Genomic DNA, 22,765 nt, shown 5'->3' with positions numbered 1-22,765 from the left:
ACGAGCGAGGGCGAGCGCGCCGTGCCTCGACCGGAGGGGCCGAGGATGCGAGCTCGGTTAAGCCCCAAGACCGACTTTCATCCAATACATGCGAAACCCTCGAATTGGCCGAATTGAATAGGCGCCAATGCTTAAGAAGGCGAGTGGGCTCCCGGCCAATAAGGTCAGCCTACGGGTGATACTGCGTTAATCGTTTGGGCGAGCTCCTCCGGGGACAGCTCTGCTCGCGATGGTGTCGACAGCAGTGGTCCAGCAACGAGCACGATCCCAGCCGCGCTTGCCGGAATTTGTTCCTTACGTTGGCGATGTACTGACCTGACTCTTCTGGCAGGGGATTCGCCGGGTGAATTTCGGGATCGTTCCGTTGATCGGATTCGCAATCGCTGTTGGTTCAAACCAACACCTCCAGGAAACGATGGACGAGGACATGACCCCAGCGCCGCCAGACCCATTCGGGATTTTGAGATGAAGACCATTGTCATCAACAATCAAAAGGGCGGGGTCGGGAAGACGACGCTTGCTGTGCATTTGGCTTGGTTCATGGCGGAAGCGAATTTCCGCGTTCTCGTGATCGACGTTGATGCGCAGAGCAATGCATCGGATACGTTGATGCACTACGCCGGTTCAACGTTAGCCGCGGATTTGTTCAAGCCGGGGATACGAATCGTGCCTCGCGAAGACGAAGGCCTAACGCTCGCACCGGCCGATAGCTCGCTAACTGATCTCGATCGCAGCACTGCAGCCGCCATAACGACACTGCAAGAGAACCTCGCTATTGCGTCGGACCAGTTCGATGCCTGCGTCATCGATACGCCGCCATCACTTGGACTGCGCAGTGTTGGTTGTTTGGTCGCGGCGTCGCATGTGCTGGCCCCCATTTATCTGGAGGACTATTCGATCAAGGGCGTCAAAGATCTGATGCAAACCGTGATCGGCGTCCAAAGGCGTTATGGTCGCCAGGATACGAAGTTCCTCGGGTTGCGAGAAGATGTCAAAATATTCGATGTCGGCTGGCGACGTTTCGGGATTGTTCGCGTTATTTTCGAAGCTGCGCGAGAAAAGTCGTGCCAGGACCGGACAAGCCTATCCGATCGTGTGTCGGAGGGCGAGTTCAGTTTCGCGCTGTTCGGAACCTGGGGAAGCGGCAAAACGACGTTGCTGAGATTGCTGAAACCGCTGCTGGAGGATCCAGCGCAATATCGAAAAAACGTGATTGTGCCGAAGAAAGAAACCTATCCGGACCTGCGTTACAGGGTCGTTGTTCACAACGACTGGAAATACCGAACTCCCCCTGAATCCTGGGTCTACCTTTACAAGAGCCTCGCGACAGCCGTGGCGGCTTCCGCCGGTCCGATAGAGCGCTCGGTACTTGCTCTGCGAGTTGCCGCCGACAGAAACGGGTCCATCGCACTATTGGCCTCGCTCGCCTTGCTCGCGCTTGCCCTCATACCGATCCAGGCCAAGCTGCAATTGATCTCGTTGCTTGCTTCTGCCGTTGGCCTCTCCTCCCTTATCTATGTTGCCGCAATCTGGATGGGAGCCAGCAGCAAGGTAAAGCAGCTGTTCCACCGAAATCTCAGGTTGGTCGGCCGTGACGAAAACCTGGGCATGCTTGCTCTGATCGGTGACGACGTTCGCTTTCTCCTCAAGGGTTGGACAAAGGATCGGGATCCGTCGTGGTCTTGGCGCGATCCGATCGCACCAATCGTCTGCATTGCGGTAGTCGCGATCATCTGGGCGATCGGGCTCGCGCGCGGAGCCCCGTTCGATCTTGCGACGATCGCGCGATGGTTCGGTATACCCTGGAAGGATGCCGCTTCGGTTCCATCAGCGGTGGACATTACTCACTGGCTCGTCCTCGCAACCTGGATCGCCTTCGCACAGCTCTTGGTGATCCTGCCGAAAATGGCTCGGGAACGCAGGCCGGACAAGATTCTCCTCGTCGTCGACGATTTGGACCGTTGTTCGCCGCCGGAAATGCTGAGCGTCATCGAGAACGTCCGGCTGCTTCTGGACGATGAAAGTATAAACAGCAGATTGCAGGTGCTGATGCTGGTGGACGAAAACGTCCTCAACCACGCCATCGCGCTTCGCTACGAGACGATGATCGAAGATCGTGCCAAAGGAGCGGGCGGCATTACGAAGGACGATGCGACGAACGAAATCGTTTACGAGCAGATCGAGAAGCTTTTCGCGTGCCATCTTCGACTGTCGCGCCTTTCTGACGACGATGTGGTCGAGCTTGTCACGAAACTGGCCGGCCAGGAAAACGAGAAGATCCGGAAGGACCAAGCTGCTCGGGATTATGCGGCGGTCGCAAGGCAAAGAAGCGAAGCGGAGCGCGAGCTGCGCGAAGCCAGCGAACGTGAGGCCTCCGCGCGAAAGCAGTACGAGGACCTCGCCGCCGGTAAGCCGAGTCCTCTTGTCGATGAGGACGGGCCGTCCGTGAACCAACCGCGAGCTGGAGACAGATTGCGGATGGGCGACTATCGCCCCAAGGGACTTGCTGAACGGCAGCGGGCTAAGCGGCAAAATGACCACATCGAAGCAACAAATCGAAAAAGAGCAGGAATGTCGGAGGCACAGAGACTTGCGGTGCGTCCGGATATCGTTGCGGATTTCAACGAGGCCAGGCGCGAAAGGGAAGAACTTCTGTGTTTCGGCATGGAATAAGGACCCCGTATTCGGGGTAATCGGCATCCAATCGGGACCCCGGGGCAAGGGTCCACAGTGGCTTCCATTGAGTCATGGAAGCCGAGGTTGGGATGCAGGTAGTGGAGACGATTGCCAAGATCCGTCGCGCCTATTTTGTTGATGGTCGTCCGATCAAGGCGATCTGCCGAGAACTCGGCGTGTCGCGGAAGGTGGTCCGCAAGGTTATTCGTTCTCAAGCAACGGAGTTCCGATACGAACGGGAGACGCAGCCGCTCCCGAAGATGGGGCTGTGGAGTTCCGAGCTTGACCGGCTGTTGGCGGCAAATGAGAGCAAGGCGGCACGGGAACGGCTGACGCTGATCCGGTTGTTCGAAGAGCTTCGCGGCTTGGGCTATAACGGCGGCTATGACGCGGTTCGTCGCTACGCGCGACGCTGGAGCCGGGAGCGCGGCACCTCGACAGCATCAGCCTATGTCCCGCTGAGCTTTGCGCCAGGCGAAGCCTATCAGTTCGACTGGAGCCACGAGGTGGTGCTTTTGAGCGGCACCACGGTGATGGTGAAGGTCGCCCACGTCCGGCTCTGCCACAGTCGCATGCTGTTCGTGCGGGCCTATCCGCGCGAGACACAGGAGATGGTGTTCGACGCTCACGACCGGGCGTTCGCGCTGTTCAAGGGCACCTGCAGCCGCGGCATCTACGACAACATGAAGACCGCGGTAGAGACCATCTTCGTTGGCAAGGATCGCCTCTACAATCGCCGCTTTCTGCAGATGTGTAGCCATTACCTGGTTGATCCGGTGGCTTGCACGCCAGCCTCGGGCTGGGAGAAGGGCCAGGTCGAGAACCAGGTCGGGTTGGTCAGGGAGCGCTTTTTCACCCCTCGGCTACGGTTCAAGACGCTGGACGAGTTGAACGCCTGGCTGCTCGATAAATGCATCGCCTACGCCAAGGCGCATCGCCATCCGGAGTTTGCCGAGCAGACGGTCTGGGAGGTGTTCGAAGCCGAGCGTCCCAAGCTCGTTCCCTATGCCGGCCGCTTCGACGGCTTCCATGCGGTGACGGCGTCGGTCTCGAAGACCTGTCTGGTGCGCTTCGACAACAACAAATACTCAGTCGCAGCCAGCGCGGTCGGGCGCCCGGTCGAGGTCCAAGCTTATGCCGGCCGCATCGTGATCCGTCAGGATGGATGCATCGTCGCGGAGCACCCGCGATCTTTTGGCCGCGGCGAGACGACCTACGATCCCTGGCACTACGTGCCGGTGCTGGCTCGCAAACCCGGCGCCTTGCGCAATGGCGCTCCCTTCAAGGACTGGGTGCTGCCGGCAGCGATCGAGCGGATCCGGCGCAGGCTCGCCAGCACCGACGATGGCAATCGGCAGATGGTCGACATCCTCAACGCCGTGCTGACTGACGGCCTGCCGGCGGTAGAAGCCGCCTGTGCCGAAGCCCTCGGTCATGGCGTCCATTCCGCCGATGTCGTGATCAACATCCTGGCCCGGCAACGCGAACCCGCTCCACCGGCCAACATCATGACGCCCGCCGCACTGACGCTCCGCCATGCGCCGATCGCCGATTGTGCCCGTTACGACAACCTCAGGAGGACCAGCTGATGGAACGAACCCAAATCTTCGACCTCATGGGCGAACTCAAGCTCTACGGCATGAAGGCCGCCTTCGACGAGATCATGGCGACCGCCGTCAAGCGACAGCATGAACCTCAGCGCATCGTCGGCGACCTGCTCAACGCCGAGATCAACGAGAAGCAAGCTCGATCGATCAAATACCAGCTCACGATCGCCAAGCTCCCGCTCGCCAAGGATATCGCCGACTTCCAGTTCGACGGCACGCCGATCAACCAGACGCTCGTCAATGACCTCGCCGGCGGTGGCTTCATCGCCCAACAACGCAACGTCGTGCTGGTGGGCGGTACCGGGACCGGCAAGACCCATCTTGCGATCGCAATCGCCAGGAGCTGCATCCGATCCGGAGCCCGGGGACGATTTTATAATGTCGTCGACCTCGTCAACCGGCTCGAGGCCGAGACCCGCAGCGGACGGCAGGAGCGGCTTGCTGAGCATCTGACCCGGATGGACTTCATCGTTCTGGACGAACTTGGATATCTTCCCTTCGCTCAGTCGGGCGGCCAGCTTCTCTTCCACCTCGTCAGCCGGCTTTATGAGCGCGCCTCCGTCATTTTGACCACCAATCTCGCCTTTGGCGAATGGCCGAGCGTCTTCGGCGAGCCAATGACTTCATGATGCCTCCTTCTTCGAACGCTTGGTGCGTCGTACCCGATTACGAAGCTGACTGATTTGGTCGTCTGAGAGCTCGATCTGCCATGGCTGGCCTTTGGTTAGCTGCCGACCTGCCAGCAATCCCCGCGCGAGATAATCGAACACCGTCTGCGGGGTCACCCCAAGCTCAGCCGCTGCGCCCTGAATCGAGAAGCTGCCGTCGGGCCAGCGCATCGGATTCTTGTCCACGCCGTTGATTTTAACGGTGGGAATGCCCCAGCGGGTACGTAATAGCCAGACATTCTCGCCTTTGAAGTCGCAGCCTCGAGCCGCGACGAAGCCTTCCTGATTGAGTATTGCCGCGATCTCGCCATCCATTTTGTGTTCAGCGTTCAACTCGACGATCCGTTGACGCAATCGAGCAATGTCGATGTAATCGCGGTAGGTGTGAACGCGGCGTTGCACGTGATGCTCGCTGATTGCGCCGGTCTGCCAGACGATCTTGAGCCACACCTGACCTTGGGCTCGCTTCTGATCAAGAACGACTTGGCGGATGACAAATCGAAGAATGCGCTTGCGATCAGCTGCCGACGTGGTCGCCGCGTTCCAAATCCGCGGCAGGTTCTCGGCGAGCGCTTGTAGCCCTGCGCGTTCCACTGGGCCAATCAGAAGCGGCTCTTGCGCGCGCCAACGCGCATGCTCCTGCTCGACCGCCTCGACGACGCGCAGCCTCTCCTCCCAAGCCCGCTCGAGTGAGCGCGCCACAAGACGGTTCTCGGGCTCTACGGCGTCATATTGACGCCGAGCGCGCTCGGCGTCGTAGCGGGCGCGCTCCACGCGAAGCGCCCACTGGCGCTCGAGCTGACGGCTCTCCTGCTCCAGTTGGCCCGCGGCTGCGATTGCGATCTCAATCTGATCCGGCACCAGAGCATCGAGGACCACCCGCTCAACCAGCGCGTCAACTGCCAAGGCCCGGACTTCCTGGCACATCGCACTGCCTTGCTGGTCCCGATCCGAGCGGCAGCAATAGACCGGATAGTCGGCATTCGGGCCCGTGTAGCGCATGCTCATGCGCCGTCCACAACGACCGCAAATCCCAATTCCCTGCAACAGGGCTGCCCCCTTGCGCGGTACACCCGAGTGTCCTGCCTCAAAGCGGCAGATGTTATCCGCCAGTCGCCCCTGGTTGGCCATGAACTCCTCCCAGCCGATATAGCCTGGGTGAGCGGCGTGGAGGCATACCGCCCAATCCGCGATCGCCACCTTGACCGTTCCCGTCAGCGATCCCGGCCGGCATCGGCTCGGATCCTTTTGCCGGCGGCCATAAACATAAGCGCCAGCATAGGCCGGATTCTGAAGGATATTAAGGACGCGTGTACTATCTGGCGCACGCCAGACGATCTCGTGTGGAGACGGTCCAAGCAGCGGTCGAGCCGGCAAGAACAATCCGTTCCTGTCCAAGTAACGCATCACACGGCGAGCGCTTTGCAGTTCCCGGAACTTGGCGAACACGAGATGCAGACGAGCCTGCACCTCCTCATCGGGATTGAGAATAATCATGCCTGCTCGATCGTAGGCGAGCCCGGCTGGCAGAGGTAGCCGCAGTTCGCCCCGCGCCGCCTTCTGGCGCTCCCCTTGGTGAAGGCGCATCCGAAGTTGATGCAACTCCGCCTCGCTCATGATGCCGGACAAGCCCAACAGCAAGCGGTCGTGGTAGGCGCGTGGATCGTAAAGCCGCTCGCCATCCGCAATGAGCACACCGAATACCGAGCACAGTTCGAGAAGCTGATGCCAGTCCCGGTTGTTGCGGGCCAAGCGAGAAGCGTCGAGACTCACCACAAGACCTGCGTTGCCAAGGCCGATCTCGGCGATGAGCTTCTGGAAACCATGGCGATCCACGCCGCCAGCGCCGGATTTGCCCAGATCCTCGTCAATCACCTGGACGCGCTCAGGCGGCCAGCCCAGACCGATGGCACGATCGACAAGGCGGTACTGCAGCTCGGTGCTCTCCTGATGTTGGCGCACCTGGTTCACGGATGACTGCCGCACGTAGACGTAGGCCAACTTGGCTCGGTGTGCGGTCGTGAGCCGCTCGTCAGCGATGTTCGATCTGATCAGCACGACCCAGTCCCCTTCCGGGCGTGCCGGGGATCGCTTGCATTCGCCGCATCAGCGCGGCGATTGTTTGAGCAATCTGCGTTTGCGTCGCGGTCGACAGATTCGGCCAAAGGCGCGGAATGTCGGCTGTCGGATGGCCGGAGGGATTTGCTAACGCCGGCAGGGGTCGATACGCAACGTGACCTGGAAGCGGTCGGTGGGGCATCGCGAATCACCTTCTCGTTGAGAAGGCCCAGACTCGCGCTCAAATGTTGCATCAATGGGATCAGCGTACGCACACTGATGCGCGGCAGATCGGCCGCGTTCGGGCAGGAAGTGATCGACGTCTCGGCAAGGTCCGTCGACGCGATCCGAACTCCCCGCCGTCGTCCGTCCGGCAGCGCGACAACAACGTAGGCGGGACCACGTCCCGACCGCTCCTTCAGCACTTCAAGCCGGTGCCCGAACAGAAAATGATGCGGGTCGGTGATCGTGACGTGAGATACGACCCGGTCAAGAATAGGGGCACTCTGTAGTGTTCGGTGACGCCAAGATGACCACCGCGCTGCTCGACCGGCTGACCCATCACTGCGACATCGTTGGAACCGGCAATGACAGCTGGCGATTCAAAAGCCGAGACGACGATCAAGCTACCCGCGCTCGTCTCGTCTCCGCTATCCCGGCCAGCTCCGACGAGACGAGCGCTACCAGCAGAACGCGCCGATCAAAGGGGTTCCTTTTGGATGCCGATCCGCGGGGTCCCAGTTCAATGCCGATTGACACTCAGATGTCGTCGAGGGAACGTTTCGGCGCATTTTCGCGAATTTGTCGATCGACAAGTTGTTCGACGGCGTGCGCTCAGAAGCACGGAAGGACTTTCCGGCCGACGAGGCAGCGTTGGACGTCGACATCAGCGACAAGGTGATGAGGGAAAGGGTCGATTGGCTGATGGCCTCGATCAAAAAGTCCGCTGCATCGCAACTGTCGGAGCAGGACGCGGGGATGCTGGCTCGAGCGATCCAAGAGACGAGCAACGCCGGGCTGAACGAAAAGGACCGAAAGGTCGGGAAGGGCCACGCCTACGGGCACTATACGTCGCCTTACAACGCGACAGTCCGATCGCTTAACGAACGGCTTTGCGAACGGATCGCGAGTTTGGCGGGCAAGTAGTTTGCTCACAGCAGATTTCAGGTAGATTGACGGCTTGTCGATGCAATCGCGACGGGGCCGGCGCTTTGGAATCCTCAAACAATCCGTCGACCGACGCTAGTGCCGGCGAACACGGAGGATCCTTCGGAGATCGCTACCCTCCGTGGGAAATCCGTCCCAACGTCCGATCTTCCTCTTCATTCGCCGTGCGTCTGTTGCTGATCGCACTTGTTCTGGTTCTTACGCCGGCAGTCGGTTCAGCGATCATCGGCGTATATGTCTACTACCTTTCCAATTGGCTGTCCGCACCTGTTCATTTCCGGCTTCTTTTCCTTGATCAGAGCTGGTCCGAGTTTTGGATGGACTTTTTGTGGATCGCGCTTCTGGTTCTAGCGTCGTGGCAGGTCTTTCGCCGCTCGCATCTGATTTTAGGGGGCCTCCTCGGGATTCCATATTGGTTCGGGACCATCCTTCGGCATAGTTTGATCGATCGCATCATCGCGACATTCGGAGAAGCGTATTTTGCTTCGAGGAAGGAGCTGACATTTCGTGTAGTCGCGACCATTTCCTTCGTCGTGTTCGCGATCGCCCTGATGTTTTTGGGTTACCGGTTCTGGCCCGACGACAAAGCTTTTCGTAACCCTACGCATGCTCCCATCCACGCTAGGCCGGACTGGGACCGCCCGGTTCCGAAACAAAAATCGCTTTCCGATGCCGCTCGTCGCTATCTACCTTCGTCCCCTGAAGATGAGCAAAAACGTCAGAAAAATCGCGCGCCAACAGGCCTGACTCGTTGGGGGATCGCTCCGCCGGGCTTTCCGACCGAGACCTCTGAGCCGACCATTCACCTGGAAAGGGAGCCGAATTTCTTCTCTCGACAGTCGCTGCTACTAATGAGCGCGATGTACTTGCCCCTTGTTCTCTTTGGCTGGTCGGCAATCTTGATCTGGCAGGCGTTAGCCGAAGCTCTCAATTCGTATCGTCTTGTCGGTGCGATGAAGGTTCGGGGAGCCCGATTGGAGCCTCTTTCCCCGAGTTCCGGCGACGGGCCATTGCTCTCCGTCGCGCATCTGTCCGACCTCCATCTGACGTCAAACGACGATGACGATGTCTTGCAAGGTTCTGATGCTGGAGCAACGCAGATTCGCCCGAACGAGGCATTTCGGGCCGCTGCGGCAAAGCTGGAGGAAATTGCAGACACCGTCGACATCGTTCTCGTTAGCGGCGACATAACCGACAGCGGCGCGAACCTAGAGTGGCAGAGGTTTTTCGAGGGAATCAAAGGAGAGACGTGCAAGAAAACCATCCTGTTACCTGGCAATCACGATCTCAATATCACCGATCCAAGGAGGATTTGGGCGACCGAAACGATGGACCGGGTCGGAAGAAATGTCCGTGTTTGCCGCATGCTCTCGGCTATGGACAGAGTCCAAGGTGGAATCGCGTGGGTTCTCGCCAGCGACGGTGGCATTGACACGCTTTCGGATTACTTGCGTAGCCATATGCCAGATCTTATCGCCTTCTCCGAACGGGCGCGTCACAATGAGAAGGGGCTATCGCCGAACGAGATTTGGCAGGGAGCATTCCCGATGGTCATTCCGCTGCCCGCATTCAAGACATGTATCTACATTCTGGATAGCAACGTCATCGGCTCGACGATCGTTGAGAATGCATTTGGGGCAGTGTCAAAGCCCCAAATGGACAAGTTGATCAGCTTGATGGCGTTGTACCGGGGATGGCGCAGGCTCATTTGCATTCACCATCATGTCGCGCTCCCGGACGATTTACGAAGTCGCGTGTTCAAAGAACGACTGTTCGAGCGGTTCATGGTTCTGCAAGATAGCCGGAAGTTAATCGAACAGATTTCCGGCCAACCATGCGTGGTGCTGCACGGTCATCGACATGTGGATTATCGTGGCCAACTGGGAGCCATCCAGGTTATCTCCGCCCCGTCGTCGACTCTGGGAGACGTCATGTCCCAAGGTTATGGATATTTCTATCGCCTGCACTTGTCGGCCGTTGGAGATCAGGGGCTCGCCGTGGGTCGATCCGATCGCGTAAATTTTCTGGGCGATGGCCGTGACCTGTTTGCCCGCTCCGCTGTCAAAGTGCAGAAATATCGGATCATTGCGAAGATCGCGTCGGCCGTTCGCTCATTTCGGCGCAGCATCATGAACGAAGCCGGCGCAGCCAAGGCGCATGCGGTCCAGTCAAATCCGAACGATGCCTTCGCGTATGCGCCGAGCTCGTCAGTCGCGGCAAAGTCGATGAACGGCGACGCCTGGCGCTATAATGGTGGGCCGCCCAAGGGGCGCTAATCTCGGCAGGGGACGTGACCGCGGCCGGCCAAAGGGGCGGGGGAGGTTTCCCCCGTCTCCGATGTTCCCGGCGGCCAGTTGGTCTGCCCTTCCCGTCGGCGGAAACAGGCCGCTGAGCGGCAAAGTCTCGCAGGATGGGTATCGGAGCGTTTTCTCCCGATCGGCGTCTTGGACGTACCTCCCCGGTCGGTTCCCAGTTCCGGTTCTTGAGGCCTTTTTACCAGCATATATTTTCGGTATATTGAAAAATATGGCTGTATTTTCTCTTTAGCGAAATATGATTGACACTCATTGTGTCTTTCGATATATAGAAAGAAATATTGAGGTTTTCGGTATGTCGAAAGATTCTGTCAGAAAGCGTCTGGGCTCGCAACTGAACACTGCACGTCGCGAACGCAAATGGCGCCTGCAGGACTTCGCTCAGCGCACCGGCCGGAATCCGGCAAGGCTCAGCGAAATGGAAACGGGTTCGGCCAACAGCTCGATCGACATGCTGACCGACGCTGGCGAGACGTTGGGCATGTCGCTGGTTTACGTGCCGACCGAGCGTCTCGAGGAGGTCATGAAAATGATCGGGCAGCCGACGGCGTCGCCGACGGCAGGCAGCCCTATGCCGTCGGTCTACGATGAAGTGTTCGTCGACGACAGCGTGGACGCCGACGAGGAGGAGCCGTCTCATGCGGGTCCTAAATAAGCCGGCGACGCTCGGCATATACCTGAGGCCGACGTCGGACCGCCGGACGCGGGTGGGCGCGCTCCACCGCGATCCGGAGGGCGCCATGACCTTCGTCGTCGACCAGTCCTACATCGCGCTCGGCCCAGGGCGTCCCGTCTGCAGTCTCGCTTGGAAAAGCGCGGACTTGGCGGAAGACGGCCCGAAGGGGACGAAGGCGCGGCTGTTGAACCGCGGCGACAAGATCAGCAATGCCGGGCAGGCGCCGGTCTTCTTCGAAAATCTGCTGCCGGAAGGCGCGCTGCTGGAGCTCATTCAGAAGGAGTTCGGCGTCGGCGCATTCGACAGCTTCGATGTTCTACGTCGACTGGGGCACGATCTGCCGGGAGCAGTGCTGGCCGTGCCGGAGACCGGTGGGGAGCCACCTCCGCCCGTCCGGATGCAGCAAGACACGACCGCCGGCAAGATCAGGTTTTCGCTGGCGGGCGTCCAGTTGAAATTCTCAATGAAGCTGAACAACAGAGGCGCGATCACGCTGCCGATGGAGGACGCTGCGGGCGACGTCATTCTCAAGACGCCGAGCGAGAAGTATCCCCTGCTGCCTGAAGGCGAGTTCGCGGCGATGACGCTTGCGCGCGCCGCCGGGGTCGAGACCGCCGAAATTCGTCTGGTGCCCAACCGCGAAGTCCACGACGTCGATCCGAAATATCTGGTGGGCGGCGAACATTGCCTTGTGGTCACGCGGTTCGACCGCGGTCCGGGCGGGACGCGTATCCACATGGAGGACTTCGCCCAGGTCGTCGGGGTCGTCCACGACCTGAAGTACGACGCCAACCAGACGATGCTGGCGAGGTTGGTGACCAGGTTCGTCCCGGGACGCGGCCAGGCGTTGCAGGCGGTACGGCGGATCGTAAACGATGTGATGATCGGCAACTCCGACAGTCACCTCAAGAACTGGTCGTTCAGCTTCCCGGACGAGGTCAACGCAGTCTTGTCGCCCGCCTACGACATCGTTCCGATGTTCTATCTCGGCGACGACGAGATGGCCCTGGAATTCGCAGGCAGCAAGGATCCGAAGCTCGTCGACCTCAAAAGCTTCGAGCGCTTGGCGAAGTATACGGGCATCGAATTTCCCGCTGTGAAGCGCGAGGTGCGGCACACCGTCGAGAAGATCTTTGACGTATGGCCCGGCATGTTGCCGAACCTGCCGATGCCGGCCGATTTTGCCGACCGGCTGACGACGCGCTGGAAAAGTCTGGGCCTGACGCGGGAAATCCGCCCAACCATGATTGCCGGTCACAAGTCCGAAGAGGGCGATCCCGGGCCCGGCGGCATGAAGCGCTGATTTTTTCTAGTCCAGCAGCAGCACCAGCAGCGTCATGCCGACCAGCATCATGGCCGGCCCCGCATGATGATCGGCATGCCGATGCTGGTGCTGCTGCTGACCAGCGCCAGCAAGCGGGACGCTCGGCGGCGACCAATCGAAGATCTATTGCCGGCTAAGATGTCGTGTCCCAGCAACGTCGACATCCGCTGGACGGGCCGCAAGGTCCTCAACCACCTTGAGAGGATATTGCCCGACCGGACGGGCGCTTTCGATGGAGACGTTTCCTCCCGCTTTCGCGACCAGCGACTGCAGGCGTTCGAACTCGCCGCACCAGATCGTCTCCATGTCCCGATCACGGCCCGCGTCTCGCGCATCGGCGGGATTTCCAATGCCGACGGCTCTAACCTGCATGACGTCCGCTTGCGATCCGCCAGAAAGTTCGACCCCGTACCCTGGATTGGCGGGTTTTCGGAGAACGATCCGGCCGCCCGAGACCCAAGCCGTCATCATCCCTTCGGAGACCTCATAACCGAGGCTCGCGAGCCCTTCCAAGACGGCGCGTCGCCGCTCCTCCGCAGCCATGGAGCGGACTTCGGCCTCGATCAGGAAATCGGCGCGTTTGACCAGTTCCTGGTCATTGCTGCCGGCCTTCGCAATGGCTTGCTCGATCTCGACGCGCAGCGCGGCCGCTTCGGCCGATTTCATCTCCGACAGTTCGGCAAGCCGCTCAGCAAGATCCCGTTCGAGGCGCGCGCGCGCGCGTCCGGTCTTGATCGCAGCGCTGAGATCGAGGAGCAGACTGTCGGCAACGAGAGCCTGCCGGGCGCGCGGCTCCGCCTCGAGTGCCGCGATCCGGGCAGAAAAAGGACTGGGATCGATCCCAAGGCCAGCTAGTTCGCCGAGGAGCTTGTCCACCTTCAAAAGCGCCTGGTCGTCGCTTTCGCCGGTCTGCTGGGAAGTCCACTCCTCGAGCGTGATACGACGGTCGCCGGCGCCGAGCCGGTCGGCGAGCGCGCGCTGACGCTCGGTGACGCCTTCGGAGCGGTCGGTCGGCTGAAGCAGCATCAGCCCCTTGCCTACAGCCTTGTTGAGGCTCTCTACGGACGCCGCCGAGGTCGTAAGCTCGCGTCGAAGATCGAGCGGGATCTCGATGCTGGAGGCCTCGAACTTCGCGAGGAGTGCCTGGGCGGCGGATCTGGCACGCCTCTGATCGCCCTTGCGTTTAGCTTCAGATTCTGCCGCCTTTTCCGCGCGTCGCTCGGCATCGGCGTTCAAATAGGAGATCTCGGCTATGACCTGTTTTTGAAGGTCCGTGAACCTGTCCGCGTCGAGCATCCGGTGAATTTCGTCGCGTCGAGCGATGACCCGGTCGACATCCGACTGATCGATCGTCCCATTGCGTTTGCAGGTCGAAGTCCAAAATTCGATGGCCGCGTCCAGGCGCGCCAAGCTGCGGCGGCAAATCGAGATGATTTCCGCTCGGGTGACTATCCGGAAGGCTTTCGGACCACTCATTGGTATCCTCCTCCGTTATGCAGAGCGTTTTCGACGGCTTCCTTGAGGCGTTGACGTTCTTCGTCCCCAGCATGGGTCCAGGCGTAGGATGAGACCCGGTGAATGAACGGGACCGCTCCATTCAAAACTTTTGGACGCCAGACCTCGCGCGCTCGCGCTCTCTGGAGCAGCAAATGCCGCGGAGCGTCGCACTCTACGCCCAGCGCATATAGACCCGTGCGAGGATCGGTGATCGCGAAATCGAGACTGAACGCGCCGCCGTCGCGCGCCTTGGCCGGCTTCCATCCATTGGTCTCCAGGAATTTCTCGACGGACTTCGTGAAGCCATCCTCTACATGGCTTTCATATTCGTGATCCGCGCTCTTTTCCGTCACGAGGCGTTCGAGCAAGGTCCTGCCGGAGTCTGCCGATCCCTCCGAAACGGTACGCGCGTATTCGAGGTAACCCTGCAGATAGTCACGAGGTACACGCGGTCCGCTGCGCCGTGTCAGGAGATCGGAAATCTCGGATACCGGCATGGACGTGACGATGACGACCTTTTCCCTTGCCCTGGTCACGGCCACGTTCAAGCGCCGCTCGCCGCCGGCATGACCGAGTGCACCGAAGCTCTTGCGGAAGACGCCATGCTCATTGCGTCCGAAAGTGGTCGAGAACACGATGATGTCGCGTTCGTCGCCCTGAACGTTCTCCACGTTCTTGACGAAGAAGCCCATATCCTCGCCGGCTTCGACGCGCTCGCGTTCCCGCATCAAGGCATCGCGAAATGCCTCGTCGTTTTCCGCACGATCTTCCAGCGCATCCTCGATCGCGTCCGCCTGCTTGCGATTGAAAGTCACGACACCGACCGACGGCGGCGAAGCGTCCTCCCAGAGGCTGCTGAGATACTCCACCACGTCGGAGGCTTCCTTGGGATTGGTCTGGCTCTTGTAGATGCCGTCCGAGCGGAGAACCTCGATCGGCTTGAGCCTCCGGATGGTTTCGTCGGGATGACGAACCGGCACGCTGAGACCGTTCGCGTAGAACGAGGCGTTCGAAAACGAGATGAGCTCGCGGTACTTCGACCGATAGTGGACCTGCAGGGTTCGGCTTTGGAGGGCGGAGCGCGCAAGTTGGAGCAGGTCGGGACAATCCTTGATCTCCCGCCGGTTCCACGTCTCCGCGAAGGCTTCGCGTTCCTCTTCGGTCGCTTCCTCTTCCGGCTCCTCGCCATCGAAGATCGCTGCTTCGTCGTTCTCGACCTTGCTCGCGAAGAATGTCGTCGGCGGCATCTGCTTCTCGTCGCCGCTCACGATCACGATCTTGCTTCGGAATAGCGATGGCAACGCGTATTCCACCGGCATCTGGGAGGCTTCGTCGAAAATGACGGTATCGAACGTGCCCGGACGGGCCTGCAGCACGCGGCTCGCGATGTCGGGAGTCATCAACCAAACCGGTCGCAGCGCGAAAAGACCAAGCGGAGCGGCCTTCTCGATGAACTCTCGAAGACGCAACGCCCTCGGTCCGCGGAGTCGAGTGATAGGTTCCCACTCCCGCGTCGGGTGGACGCGGCCGGCATCGATGCCGTGGATCAAGAGCTCCCTGTTGCAATCCCTGATCTGCGCGTCGGCTTCGGCAAGCGACGTCACCTTCGCTTCGACCGCTCCGCTATCGAGGAGGACTTCCGGATTGGCGGCTTCCATCGCGCTCTTCCAGGCCAGCCGCGCCTCCCGTCCGATGGTTGCACGGATGCAAGAATCGAGATCGCCGGTACCGATCAAGGAGAGTTCAGCTTCCTTCGAGCGAAGAGTGCGGAAGATCGAGCGTTCCTTGTCGCCGAGACGAACGGAGCGGAGCCGGAACTCTTGGTAGGGCGCCAGCATCGGTAACGCCTGGAGTATTTCAGCGAGGGCGGCCTCGTTGGACCGGCCGCCATCGATCGTCGCGCGTCGTGATTCGATCCAACTCTCGTTGATATATCGGGTGAGATCGTCCAAAGCCGCATGGCTTTGCTGCCGGACATCCTGCCTTCGGAGGGCACGATCCGCCCGCCCGAAGAACCAGTCGATACCTTCGACCTTGCCGGTCATGGCTGCCCGGTCGAGCTCACCCCGGTTGGGGCAGTCATCGATGACGGTCACGAGGTTGTGGACCACCGCAAGTATCGAATGCAGGTTTCTGGAAAACTCGGCGAGCTTGCCAGGTGCAACGTCGTGATCCGGAGCCTTGCCGAAAAGCGCGGTTAGATATCCGGCCAACTGCGTCCTCAGCGGCCTGAGCACCAACTCCAGTTCGGCCCCGCGATGGAAAGACGATATGGCCCGGTCGTCGTTGGCAAAACCCATGGTCGTCAGGAGAGCGCGAAGACGACGTTTTCGAAGCCAACGCATGGGATTGATCATTGCCAATCCCTTCGCTGGCTGGAGTACCGCTGCCGCCAGTTCCGAAGCGGATCTTAGCTCGTTGTCGTGGACACCCACCAGTTTCCGAACCTGCTCTTGCTGGTGAGCCGATGGATCAAGCGAAGCGAGGCGTTCCTCAAGCCAAACGAGGCCGGCGAGCATATTCGTGCCCTTGGACCCGCCGCCCTCGGGACTTCTAAACATAGGAAGCCAGCGTCCGAGATTGGCGCAAAGGCCCTCGCTGATCGAGCGAAGGTTCTCGGCCGTCCGAAGCCATTGTCTGAAGGCATCAAAATCTGAAATCTTCAACGAGTCCGCGGTCTCCGATTCCGCGTTCTCGCGTCCTGCCTCCAAGTCCGAGAAGGCACGAAGGGATGTACCGAACTCCTCCGCCGTTCCGCGGTCCGGGCTGAAGACCTTGAGAGAGGATAGGGGATTGCCCTCGAATTTGGCCGGAAGCCAATATCTCGCAAGCGGTCCGCAATTCTCCTCGACCGTTGCGATGTCTGACGGATGCAAATCCGATAGTAGCGAACGAAGCGCCGGCGCATCGATCGGCTTCGGCTCGTTTTCCTCGATGGCCAGGAGTTCACCGAGCAGCGAGCGATAGGTCAAACCCGTCCGATTTTCGACTTCGTGCAAGGCGGCCTGTTGGCGATCGAGTTCCGCTTCGAGCACGTCGATGCGAGCCGCCAATCGTTCGCGATCGCGCTTCCAGGCGGGCGAGCCGCCCGCGGGACGGCTATGCAGGGCTTCGACCTGGGAACGGATCGAGCCGACGATAGCCTCGCGGTCTCGCGTCGCATCCGTGATCATGACGAACCGGTCACCGAGCCGCTCTCTTTCGAGGCGCTTCCTGACGACGTCGATTGCCGGTTGCTTCTGGCAAATCACAAGGAGCGATTTGCCTCTGCCGATCGCGTCCGCCACCATGTTGACGATGGTTTGGCTTTTGCCCGTCCCCGGCGGCCCCTCAATGACGAGGCCTGGTGCCTGTCGAGCCTCGATCACAGCCGCCTCCTGGGAGGGGTCGCTGTCGGCCGTGAAGTAGCGATCGATCTCCCGCACCGGGGCCGGCGCCGGCGGCGCCGACTTCTGATCCGTAAGACGGAGGGCTGCCTCGAGCGCGGTCGCCGTGGGCGGCATTCCTCTCAGGAGCTGGAGGTCCTTCATGACCGCCTGCCCCATAAAGGCGAGATGGAACAGCACGGCTGCCGGCACGATTTGTCGTTCGTGCGAGCCGACCTTGACGTCTTTCCCGGGAAGGGGCGTCAACTCGCTTCCTATCGGCGTGGCGAGCTGGCTGAACGCGTCCATGACATCCTGAGTCGTGAGACTGCCACGGGTAAGGAGCTCGTCCGCGGCTTCCTGCCATCGTCTTGCTTCGGGAATTCCCACCATGCCTTCGAGGGCTGGGTTGACGACGACGTGTTCGGCTTCCGTCTCGGCGTTCTTTTCGCGTCCGTACCCGATTGTGACGTGACCGCGGTTTCCAACCTCGGGCGACACGCTAACCGGCCAGAGCAGGACGGGCGCGATCCTCGGCTTCGTGTTCGGCTTCCCGTCTCGCATGAGCAGGAACGGAAATCCCATGTATAGACCGTCGATCCCGGTATCTCGCTTGTAGAGCAGTGCATGCGAATGGAGAGACCGCAGTCTTCGCTCCAGCCCCTCGTTCTCCGAAAATGCGGCAGGATCGACGTTCACTGCTCGGCCGGCTCTAGCCAAAAGAAGACTGAGAATCTCTGAACCCGGCAGTCGCGGCGTATTTAACTCGGTAAGATCTATCCGCGCGGTCTTGCCGATGAGCATCCGCGTCAGCGGTCCGCGCAGTACGCCGCCTGATATCCTTTTCGCGAAAAAATCAAGAATGGTCGAAACGTAGCCTTGCTTGGCAAGCGGCTTCCACGCGTCTTTCGGAACCGAGAGAAGTGCGAGCGCCCGACCGATCGGCATGCGTCGATCGAGACGAAATTCGTCGGCCCATTCGTCGACCGTCGCGATATCGCACCTGGCGAAGTTTTGTATACGCTCGTCGACGGCCTGGTAGATTTCACGACGAGGCCGCGCAAGTCGCGCCGCAGCCTCCTCCTTCGAAAAGGCGCTCAAGCCTGCCGATGAAGCCTGCTTGGCCGCCTCTTCGATTACCTCCTCCACCGAGCGGAATTGGCTCGGCGATGCGCTGAGGAGAATTATCAGATCCTCTTCAGCCGACTGTCGCCGCTCCACCAGCGAAACGATGCCGGCATGGTCGGTGTCGGGAAGCAGCCTCCGCTTCTCCTCCCACAGAGCCGACAAACGGGCCATCGACGTCGAGAGGAGATGCACGCGAAGCAGGTCTTCCTCGACGTCGATATCGAGTTGTTCCAAGCGCTTCCGCACGGTCTCGGCGCGCAGTTTCAGCCGCCAAAGCAGATCGTCCGCATCGACTTTTCGAAGAAGATCTGGAGCCGGGCCCGTGATGAGGCTGAAGCCGTCGTCGGGATGGTCGAGCAGCCAGCCGGGGGTAACGATGTTTCCCCGGACGATCAAAGGCATCGACGGGTTCAGCGTCTTCAACGAAATCGATAGCCTCAGATCTTCGTTCAGTTCCTCGACCCTTGTGAACTGTCGCAGCGCCGCGGGCACTTTGGCATCGAAGCCCGCCTCCGTAGCCCAGGTCGCCACCGCTCCTCGCAGGAGAAGACCTCTTGCCTCATCCCAGTTGGATGCTTCTGCAGCGGCAAGTGCGAACGAACCGGCCGACCTGTACTGCTTGCCGCCGAGTGTGATGGATGCCCGACCCTCGGCTTCGCCGGCTTTCTGCCCTGGAGGCGCAGACACTGCTTCGCCCGCCAGCCAGGCCTGAACTTCCTTCCATTGCCACCGCTGACGGCGATCGCTTGCGAGAAGGCCTCGAAGAAGCAGGTCCATGGTAGGATCCAGATTCTCCGGCAGCGGCACGCCGTTGGTCAGCACATGGATCAGGAAAGCTTGCTCGTTGATGCCTTCGAAGCAGGCTCCTGCGGTGATCCGCTCCAGCAGGATCATCCCCAGGCTCCACCAGTCAGAAGCCGCCGCTACGCCGCCTGCAATCGCTTCAGGCGCCATGTAGCGCGTCGTCTCAAGCGGAGAGGCGATATCGAGATCGAATTCCGAAAGTCGTGCGGAGCCGAAGCTGCCGATAGCGAGGTCGAGTGGATCCCGGGAGCGGACGAAGATGGTGGAAGGACGAAGGTCTCTGTGGCGCAGGCCTGCCTCGGTCAGCGAATGTACGGCTCGGGCCAGTTCGCCGATGAACCTCTCCAATGCCGTCCGATCGCCCGCGTCCAGCGACAGATCCGCGATAGTGCCGCCCGGAAATTCCTCGACGACTTCATAAGCGCGCTCGCACCATCGACCGGTGGCGATTATTTCGGCGACGTGGTCGCGCGGAAGTCTTCGCAGCAGATCGTAGATCGCTCCGTCCGGCTCCGATGCGGCCGCAAATAGCGTAAGCACCCCGCGACGTCCGCTGGTGTCCTGCACGGCAGTGTATCGTTCGCGAACGGTACTCGACGACTTGATCCTGTCGAGAAGACGCCAGCCGTCGATGATGGTCTCGACCGGCGACGGCTCGGGATCTGGTTCGGGCAGCGGTACGGGTGGTGCAGGTTCGTCGAGAATTTCCCCGCAGGTGCTGCAGATGAGGTCGCCCGGCGAATTGACGTGCCCGTTGCGGCAGGTCGGATTGGATGGCGTCGGTCCCGGAGGGACAGGCCCAGGTTGCGACGTGCCAGGTGGCGTGGGGTCGATCGATGACAGGTCCCATCCGCAATTGTGACCGTCGACCGTGCCTTCGCAAAAGAACTCGGTGACGGGACGCTCGGTTTGGCAGTTCGGGCAAAGTCTAATCATGCCTAGCGAGTCCGCATGGGAAGAATGCGCTTGTCCTCGGAGGTGTCGAGTGTCGATCCATTGCTTTCGAGTAATTCCTGCAGTCTGCGAAAATCATTGCGCGCGGGTATCCCGGCAAACCAGACGTCGCCGTTTTCGTCGAACATGACGTCGATGGACCGGTCCCGTTCGTCGGCCAGGCGCTCGAAGCTGGCGAACCGGGCGCGGCCTTTTTCCGTGATGAAGTGAAGTTCCTGATTGTCGCTTCCACGCAGGGCGAGTGTCTGCTTTTCCTCGAAGTCGAACGGCCCCGTAACGAGGGCATCGATCGTAGCAGGGGACGTGCCGACCATGTCGCGAATGGATGCCCACGGATATCCGGTGAAGACGAGTACGTCGGCCTCGGTCTTCGACCTAATTCGTGCCGTTAGTTCGAACAAAGCGTCGGGCTGATCGAAAGGCTCGCCTCCGGAGATGGTGATGCCGTCGGCCTTCGATATCCACGGAATGACCGAATTGACGACTTCTTCGACCGTCGTGTTTCCTCGTCCTTCGGCCCATGTGTCCATGGAAATGCAGCCCGGACAACGGATGGAGCAACCCTGAAGCCAAATGCCGAGCCTTCGTCCGGGTCCTAAAGTCGTCACGGGAAAATGGATGCGCGATACCGAGATGCGAGCCGTCATCTCTAGGGCTCGCTTTCGAGCCGAAGCGTCGACGATGCCCCGGTTTGCACTTCCAGAACCCGAAATCGGCTTCCTGCTTCTGCGCCGCTATCGAATAGACCGCGCGAAAGCGGGTTGATGAGATGGGCTTCGACCTGATTGCGGATGCCGCGGCCGCCGTTCGAAAGATCCGCGAGACACAGACCACGCAGCGTCGCGCGGGCCTGCTCCGACAGTGTCACGTCGTAGCCTAGCGATTTGACGTCGTTCAGCAGGTTGTCCACCATCTGATCGAAGATTTCGTTGGCGACATCTCCGCGAATGAAATCGAAGACGATCACGTTCTCGCCGATGCGATTCAGGATTTCCGGACGGTTGAGCACCTGCTTGAAGTGTTTTTCGATCTCGGTGCGGACCTTCCGCTTGACCGCATCGAACGTCTCCTCGGGCGTCACGTTCGCGATCCGCTCGCCCGTTGGGCCGGGAGTGTAGATACCGAGATTGGACGTGAAGACGATGAACGCTTCGGAGAAGTAGACGCGGTCCCCTCGTCCGGAGGTGAGAACGCCGTCGTCCAGGATCTGAAGGAATTTATCGAGGATTCGCGGGTGGGCCTTCTCGATCTCGTCGAAAAGGACGACGCTAAATGGCTTTTCCCGGATCGCGTTCGTGAGCTCGCCACCGACGTCGTATCCAACGTAGCCGGGTGGGGCACCGATCAAGCGCTGATCGGAATGCTCGGCGCTGAACTCGGACATGTCGAAGCGGATGTACGCGCTGTCGTCGCCGAAGAGCAGGCTAGTGATGGTCTTCGCGAGTTCCGTCTTGCCGACCCCGGTGGGGCCGGCAAGGAAGGCGACGCCCCTCGGTCGGCCTCCCCTCGGCGATTGCCCGATGCCGGTGACTGCGCGTTTCACGATGTCGAGCATGTGAGTGACGGCGTGCGCCTGTCCCTTCACGCGGCGCCTTACGAACTCGTCCGCCGAGCTGATCTTGTCGTGGCTTATTTTGCGCCACGGGTCTTCGGTGACGCCGACCTTGAACCGCCGGACCGCATCGGAGATGCGATCGAACGACACGTTTTCGCTTCGGGAGAGCTGTGCGATCGCGCTGAGGTCGAGAAGCAGGAGTCCTTCAGTCTCGTCGACGAATCCATTGGTCGACTTCTCCAGGTCGGCCGGCGCGGCATTTTGAGCGCCGGGCAGTCCCCGCATCAACGAGCTGATCATGGTCCGCCTGGCCAGGTGGTCGGGCCGACCGATCGGTATGTGCCGAATACGTGGATTGCCGATCAGGAACCAGTCGGGAAGGTCTCCTTCCTTGTCCACGATCCAGATGACCGTGTTGAAGAATGGCTGACGACGATCGCCGGCCGGCCGCGCGCGCGCAGAATGGGAAAGGATCAATGCGCGCGAAAATAGCTGATGTTCGGCAGGAGAGAGGGCCTCGCTGCGCGTAATCAAGCGCGACGCGAAGTCGATGATGAGGGCCGAGGGCGGGCCGTCGGATGGAACATGTCGTTCAAGGGCCGAGGCCAACAGATCGATACCGCCGGCAGCGGTTCCGTTCGCGGGCGACAGTCCAAGATGCGTCAGAAAGGTATCGTCGGACGGTTCGAAAGCTCGAAAGCCGTTCAACAGATCGAAGCTCGCGATCCGGCCATAGCCGGCGTCCTTCAGCGCGTCCGGCAGGGCTCTGGTCAGGGACACGGATGTAAACTGGCCGGGCGCGGCCTCATGGATCTGGAGATCCCTGGTATTGCCCGACAGGACGAATTGGCTTCGCAAGGGCAGAAACCGGAGCAAATCGCGCAGCCATCTCGCCTTCTCGACCGTACCAGCCCCCACCAGCTCAACCCCCGTCCACACTCTTTGCGCGACTATAGTAGATTACTCGCCTC

10 protein-coding genes and 3 pseudogenes are annotated in these 22,765 nt (G+C 60.5%); 8 read left to right on the top strand and 5 right to left on the bottom strand.

The features are described from left to right. The first annotated feature begins 465 nt into the window (after window positions 1-465). The 3 genes and pseudogenes from NLN62_RS51280 to istB form a co-directional block, all read left to right on the top strand. Entirely contained in the window at window positions 466-2,673 is a 2,208-nt protein-coding gene (locus tag NLN62_RS51280) for an AAA family ATPase (protein ID WP_254114291.1), read from the top strand. Window positions 2,674-2,765: 92 nt separating this feature from the next. Beyond that, window positions 2,766-4,368: pseudogene (gene istA / locus NLN62_RS51275) on the top strand (IS21 family transposase). Next, window positions 4,265-4,891: pseudogene (istB, locus tag NLN62_RS51270) on the top strand (IS21-like element helper ATPase IstB); the annotation flags it as partial. The pseudogenes istA and istB, both read left to right, overlap by 104 nt. Before the next feature lie 15 nt (window positions 4,892-4,906). Here the strand turns inward: istB and NLN62_RS51265 are convergent. Beyond that, a complete protein-coding gene (locus tag NLN62_RS51265) occupies window positions 4,907-7,009 on the bottom strand; it encodes a recombinase family protein (protein WP_254114289.1) in 2,103 nt (700 codons plus the stop codon). 511 nt (window positions 7,010-7,520) lie between these two features. Between NLN62_RS51265 and NLN62_RS51260 the strand changes: the two are divergent. The 5 genes and pseudogenes from NLN62_RS51260 to NLN62_RS51240 form a co-directional block, all read left to right on the top strand. Then, window positions 7,521-7,622: pseudogene (locus tag NLN62_RS51260) on the top strand (ATP-binding protein); the annotation flags it as partial. Between the two features lie 188 nt (window positions 7,623-7,810). Continuing rightward, window positions 7,811-8,155: a hypothetical protein gene (locus tag NLN62_RS51255; RefSeq protein ID WP_254114391.1), complete on the top strand. Its 345-nt coding sequence runs from the start codon at window positions 7,811-7,813 to the stop codon at window positions 8,153-8,155. 194 nt (window positions 8,156-8,349) lie between these two features. Beyond that, window positions 8,350-10,452 carry a metallophosphoesterase gene (locus NLN62_RS51250; protein ID WP_254114288.1) on the top strand — a complete coding sequence of 701 codons (2,103 nt, stop codon included), beginning with the start codon at window positions 8,350-8,352 and terminating at the stop codon, window positions 10,450-10,452. A 334-nt stretch (window positions 10,453-10,786) separates the two neighbouring features. After that, window positions 10,787-11,146: a helix-turn-helix domain-containing protein gene (locus NLN62_RS51245; RefSeq protein ID WP_254114287.1), complete on the top strand. Its 360-nt coding sequence runs from the start codon at window positions 10,787-10,789 to the stop codon at window positions 11,144-11,146. Next, on the top strand, window positions 11,130-12,470 hold the full coding sequence (locus NLN62_RS51240) for a type II toxin-antitoxin system HipA family toxin (protein WP_254114286.1): 1,341 nt from the start codon (window positions 11,130-11,132) through the stop codon (window positions 12,468-12,470). Before NLN62_RS51245 ends, NLN62_RS51240 begins: the two co-directional genes overlap by 17 nt. A 144-nt stretch (window positions 12,471-12,614) precedes the next feature. Here the strand turns inward: NLN62_RS51240 and NLN62_RS51235 are convergent, their stop codons facing one another. The 4 genes from NLN62_RS51235 to NLN62_RS51220 are packed head-to-tail and all read right to left on the bottom strand — an operon-like array spanning window position 12,615 to window position 22,715. After that, window positions 12,615-13,967 (bottom strand): hypothetical protein, encoded by a 1,353-nt coding sequence (locus tag NLN62_RS51235; RefSeq protein ID WP_254114285.1) that lies wholly within the window; start codon window positions 13,965-13,967, stop codon window positions 12,615-12,617. Further along, window positions 13,964-20,221, bottom strand: a complete 6,258-nt coding sequence (locus NLN62_RS51230) for an AAA domain-containing protein (protein WP_254114284.1) — start codon at window positions 20,219-20,221, stop codon at window positions 13,964-13,966. The genes NLN62_RS51235 and NLN62_RS51230 overlap by 4 nt, the downstream gene beginning before the upstream one ends. A gap of 2 nt (window positions 20,222-20,223) precedes the next feature. Beyond that, a complete protein-coding gene (locus NLN62_RS51225; protein WP_254114283.1) occupies window positions 20,224-20,886 on the bottom strand; it encodes a 4Fe-4S single cluster domain-containing protein in 663 nt (220 codons plus the stop codon). Between the two features lie 2 nt (window positions 20,887-20,888). Beyond that, the gene (locus NLN62_RS51220) at window positions 20,889-22,715 is read right to left on the bottom strand and encodes an AAA family ATPase (RefSeq protein WP_371933195.1); all 1,827 of its coding nucleotides are present in this window, start codon (window positions 22,713-22,715) and stop codon (window positions 20,889-20,891) included. Window positions 22,716-22,765: the final 50 nt, after the last annotated feature.

Origin of the sequence: Bradyrhizobium sp. CCGUVB23 (assembly GCF_024199885.1) — a bacterium.
In the GTDB taxonomy this organism is placed as follows: Bacteria; Pseudomonadota; Alphaproteobacteria; order Rhizobiales; family Xanthobacteraceae; genus Bradyrhizobium.
The sequence above is the reverse complement of the archived record's forward strand: the minus strand, read 5'-3'. Positions and strand labels throughout refer to the sequence as shown.

Bases quoted from the DNA above. Each gene is read 5' to 3' on its own strand.
- NLN62_RS51245 (WP_254114287.1), top strand. From the start codon at position 10,787: ATGTCGAAAGATTCTGTCAGAAAGCGTCTGGGCTCGCAACTGAACACT.
- NLN62_RS51230 (WP_254114284.1), bottom strand. From the start codon at position 20,221: ATGATTAGACTTTGCCCGAACTGCCAAACCGAGCGTCCCGTCACCGAG.
- NLN62_RS51280 (WP_254114291.1), top strand. From the start codon at position 466: ATGAAGACCATTGTCATCAACAATCAAAAGGGCGGGGTCGGGAAGACG.
- NLN62_RS51225 (WP_254114283.1), bottom strand. From the start codon at position 20,886: ATGACGGCTCGCATCTCGGTATCGCGCATCCATTTTCCCGTGACGACT.
- NLN62_RS51235 (WP_254114285.1), bottom strand. From the start codon at position 13,967: ATGAGTGGTCCGAAAGCCTTCCGGATAGTCACCCGAGCGGAAATCATC.
- NLN62_RS51240 (WP_254114286.1), top strand. From the start codon at position 11,130: ATGCGGGTCCTAAATAAGCCGGCGACGCTCGGCATATACCTGAGGCCG.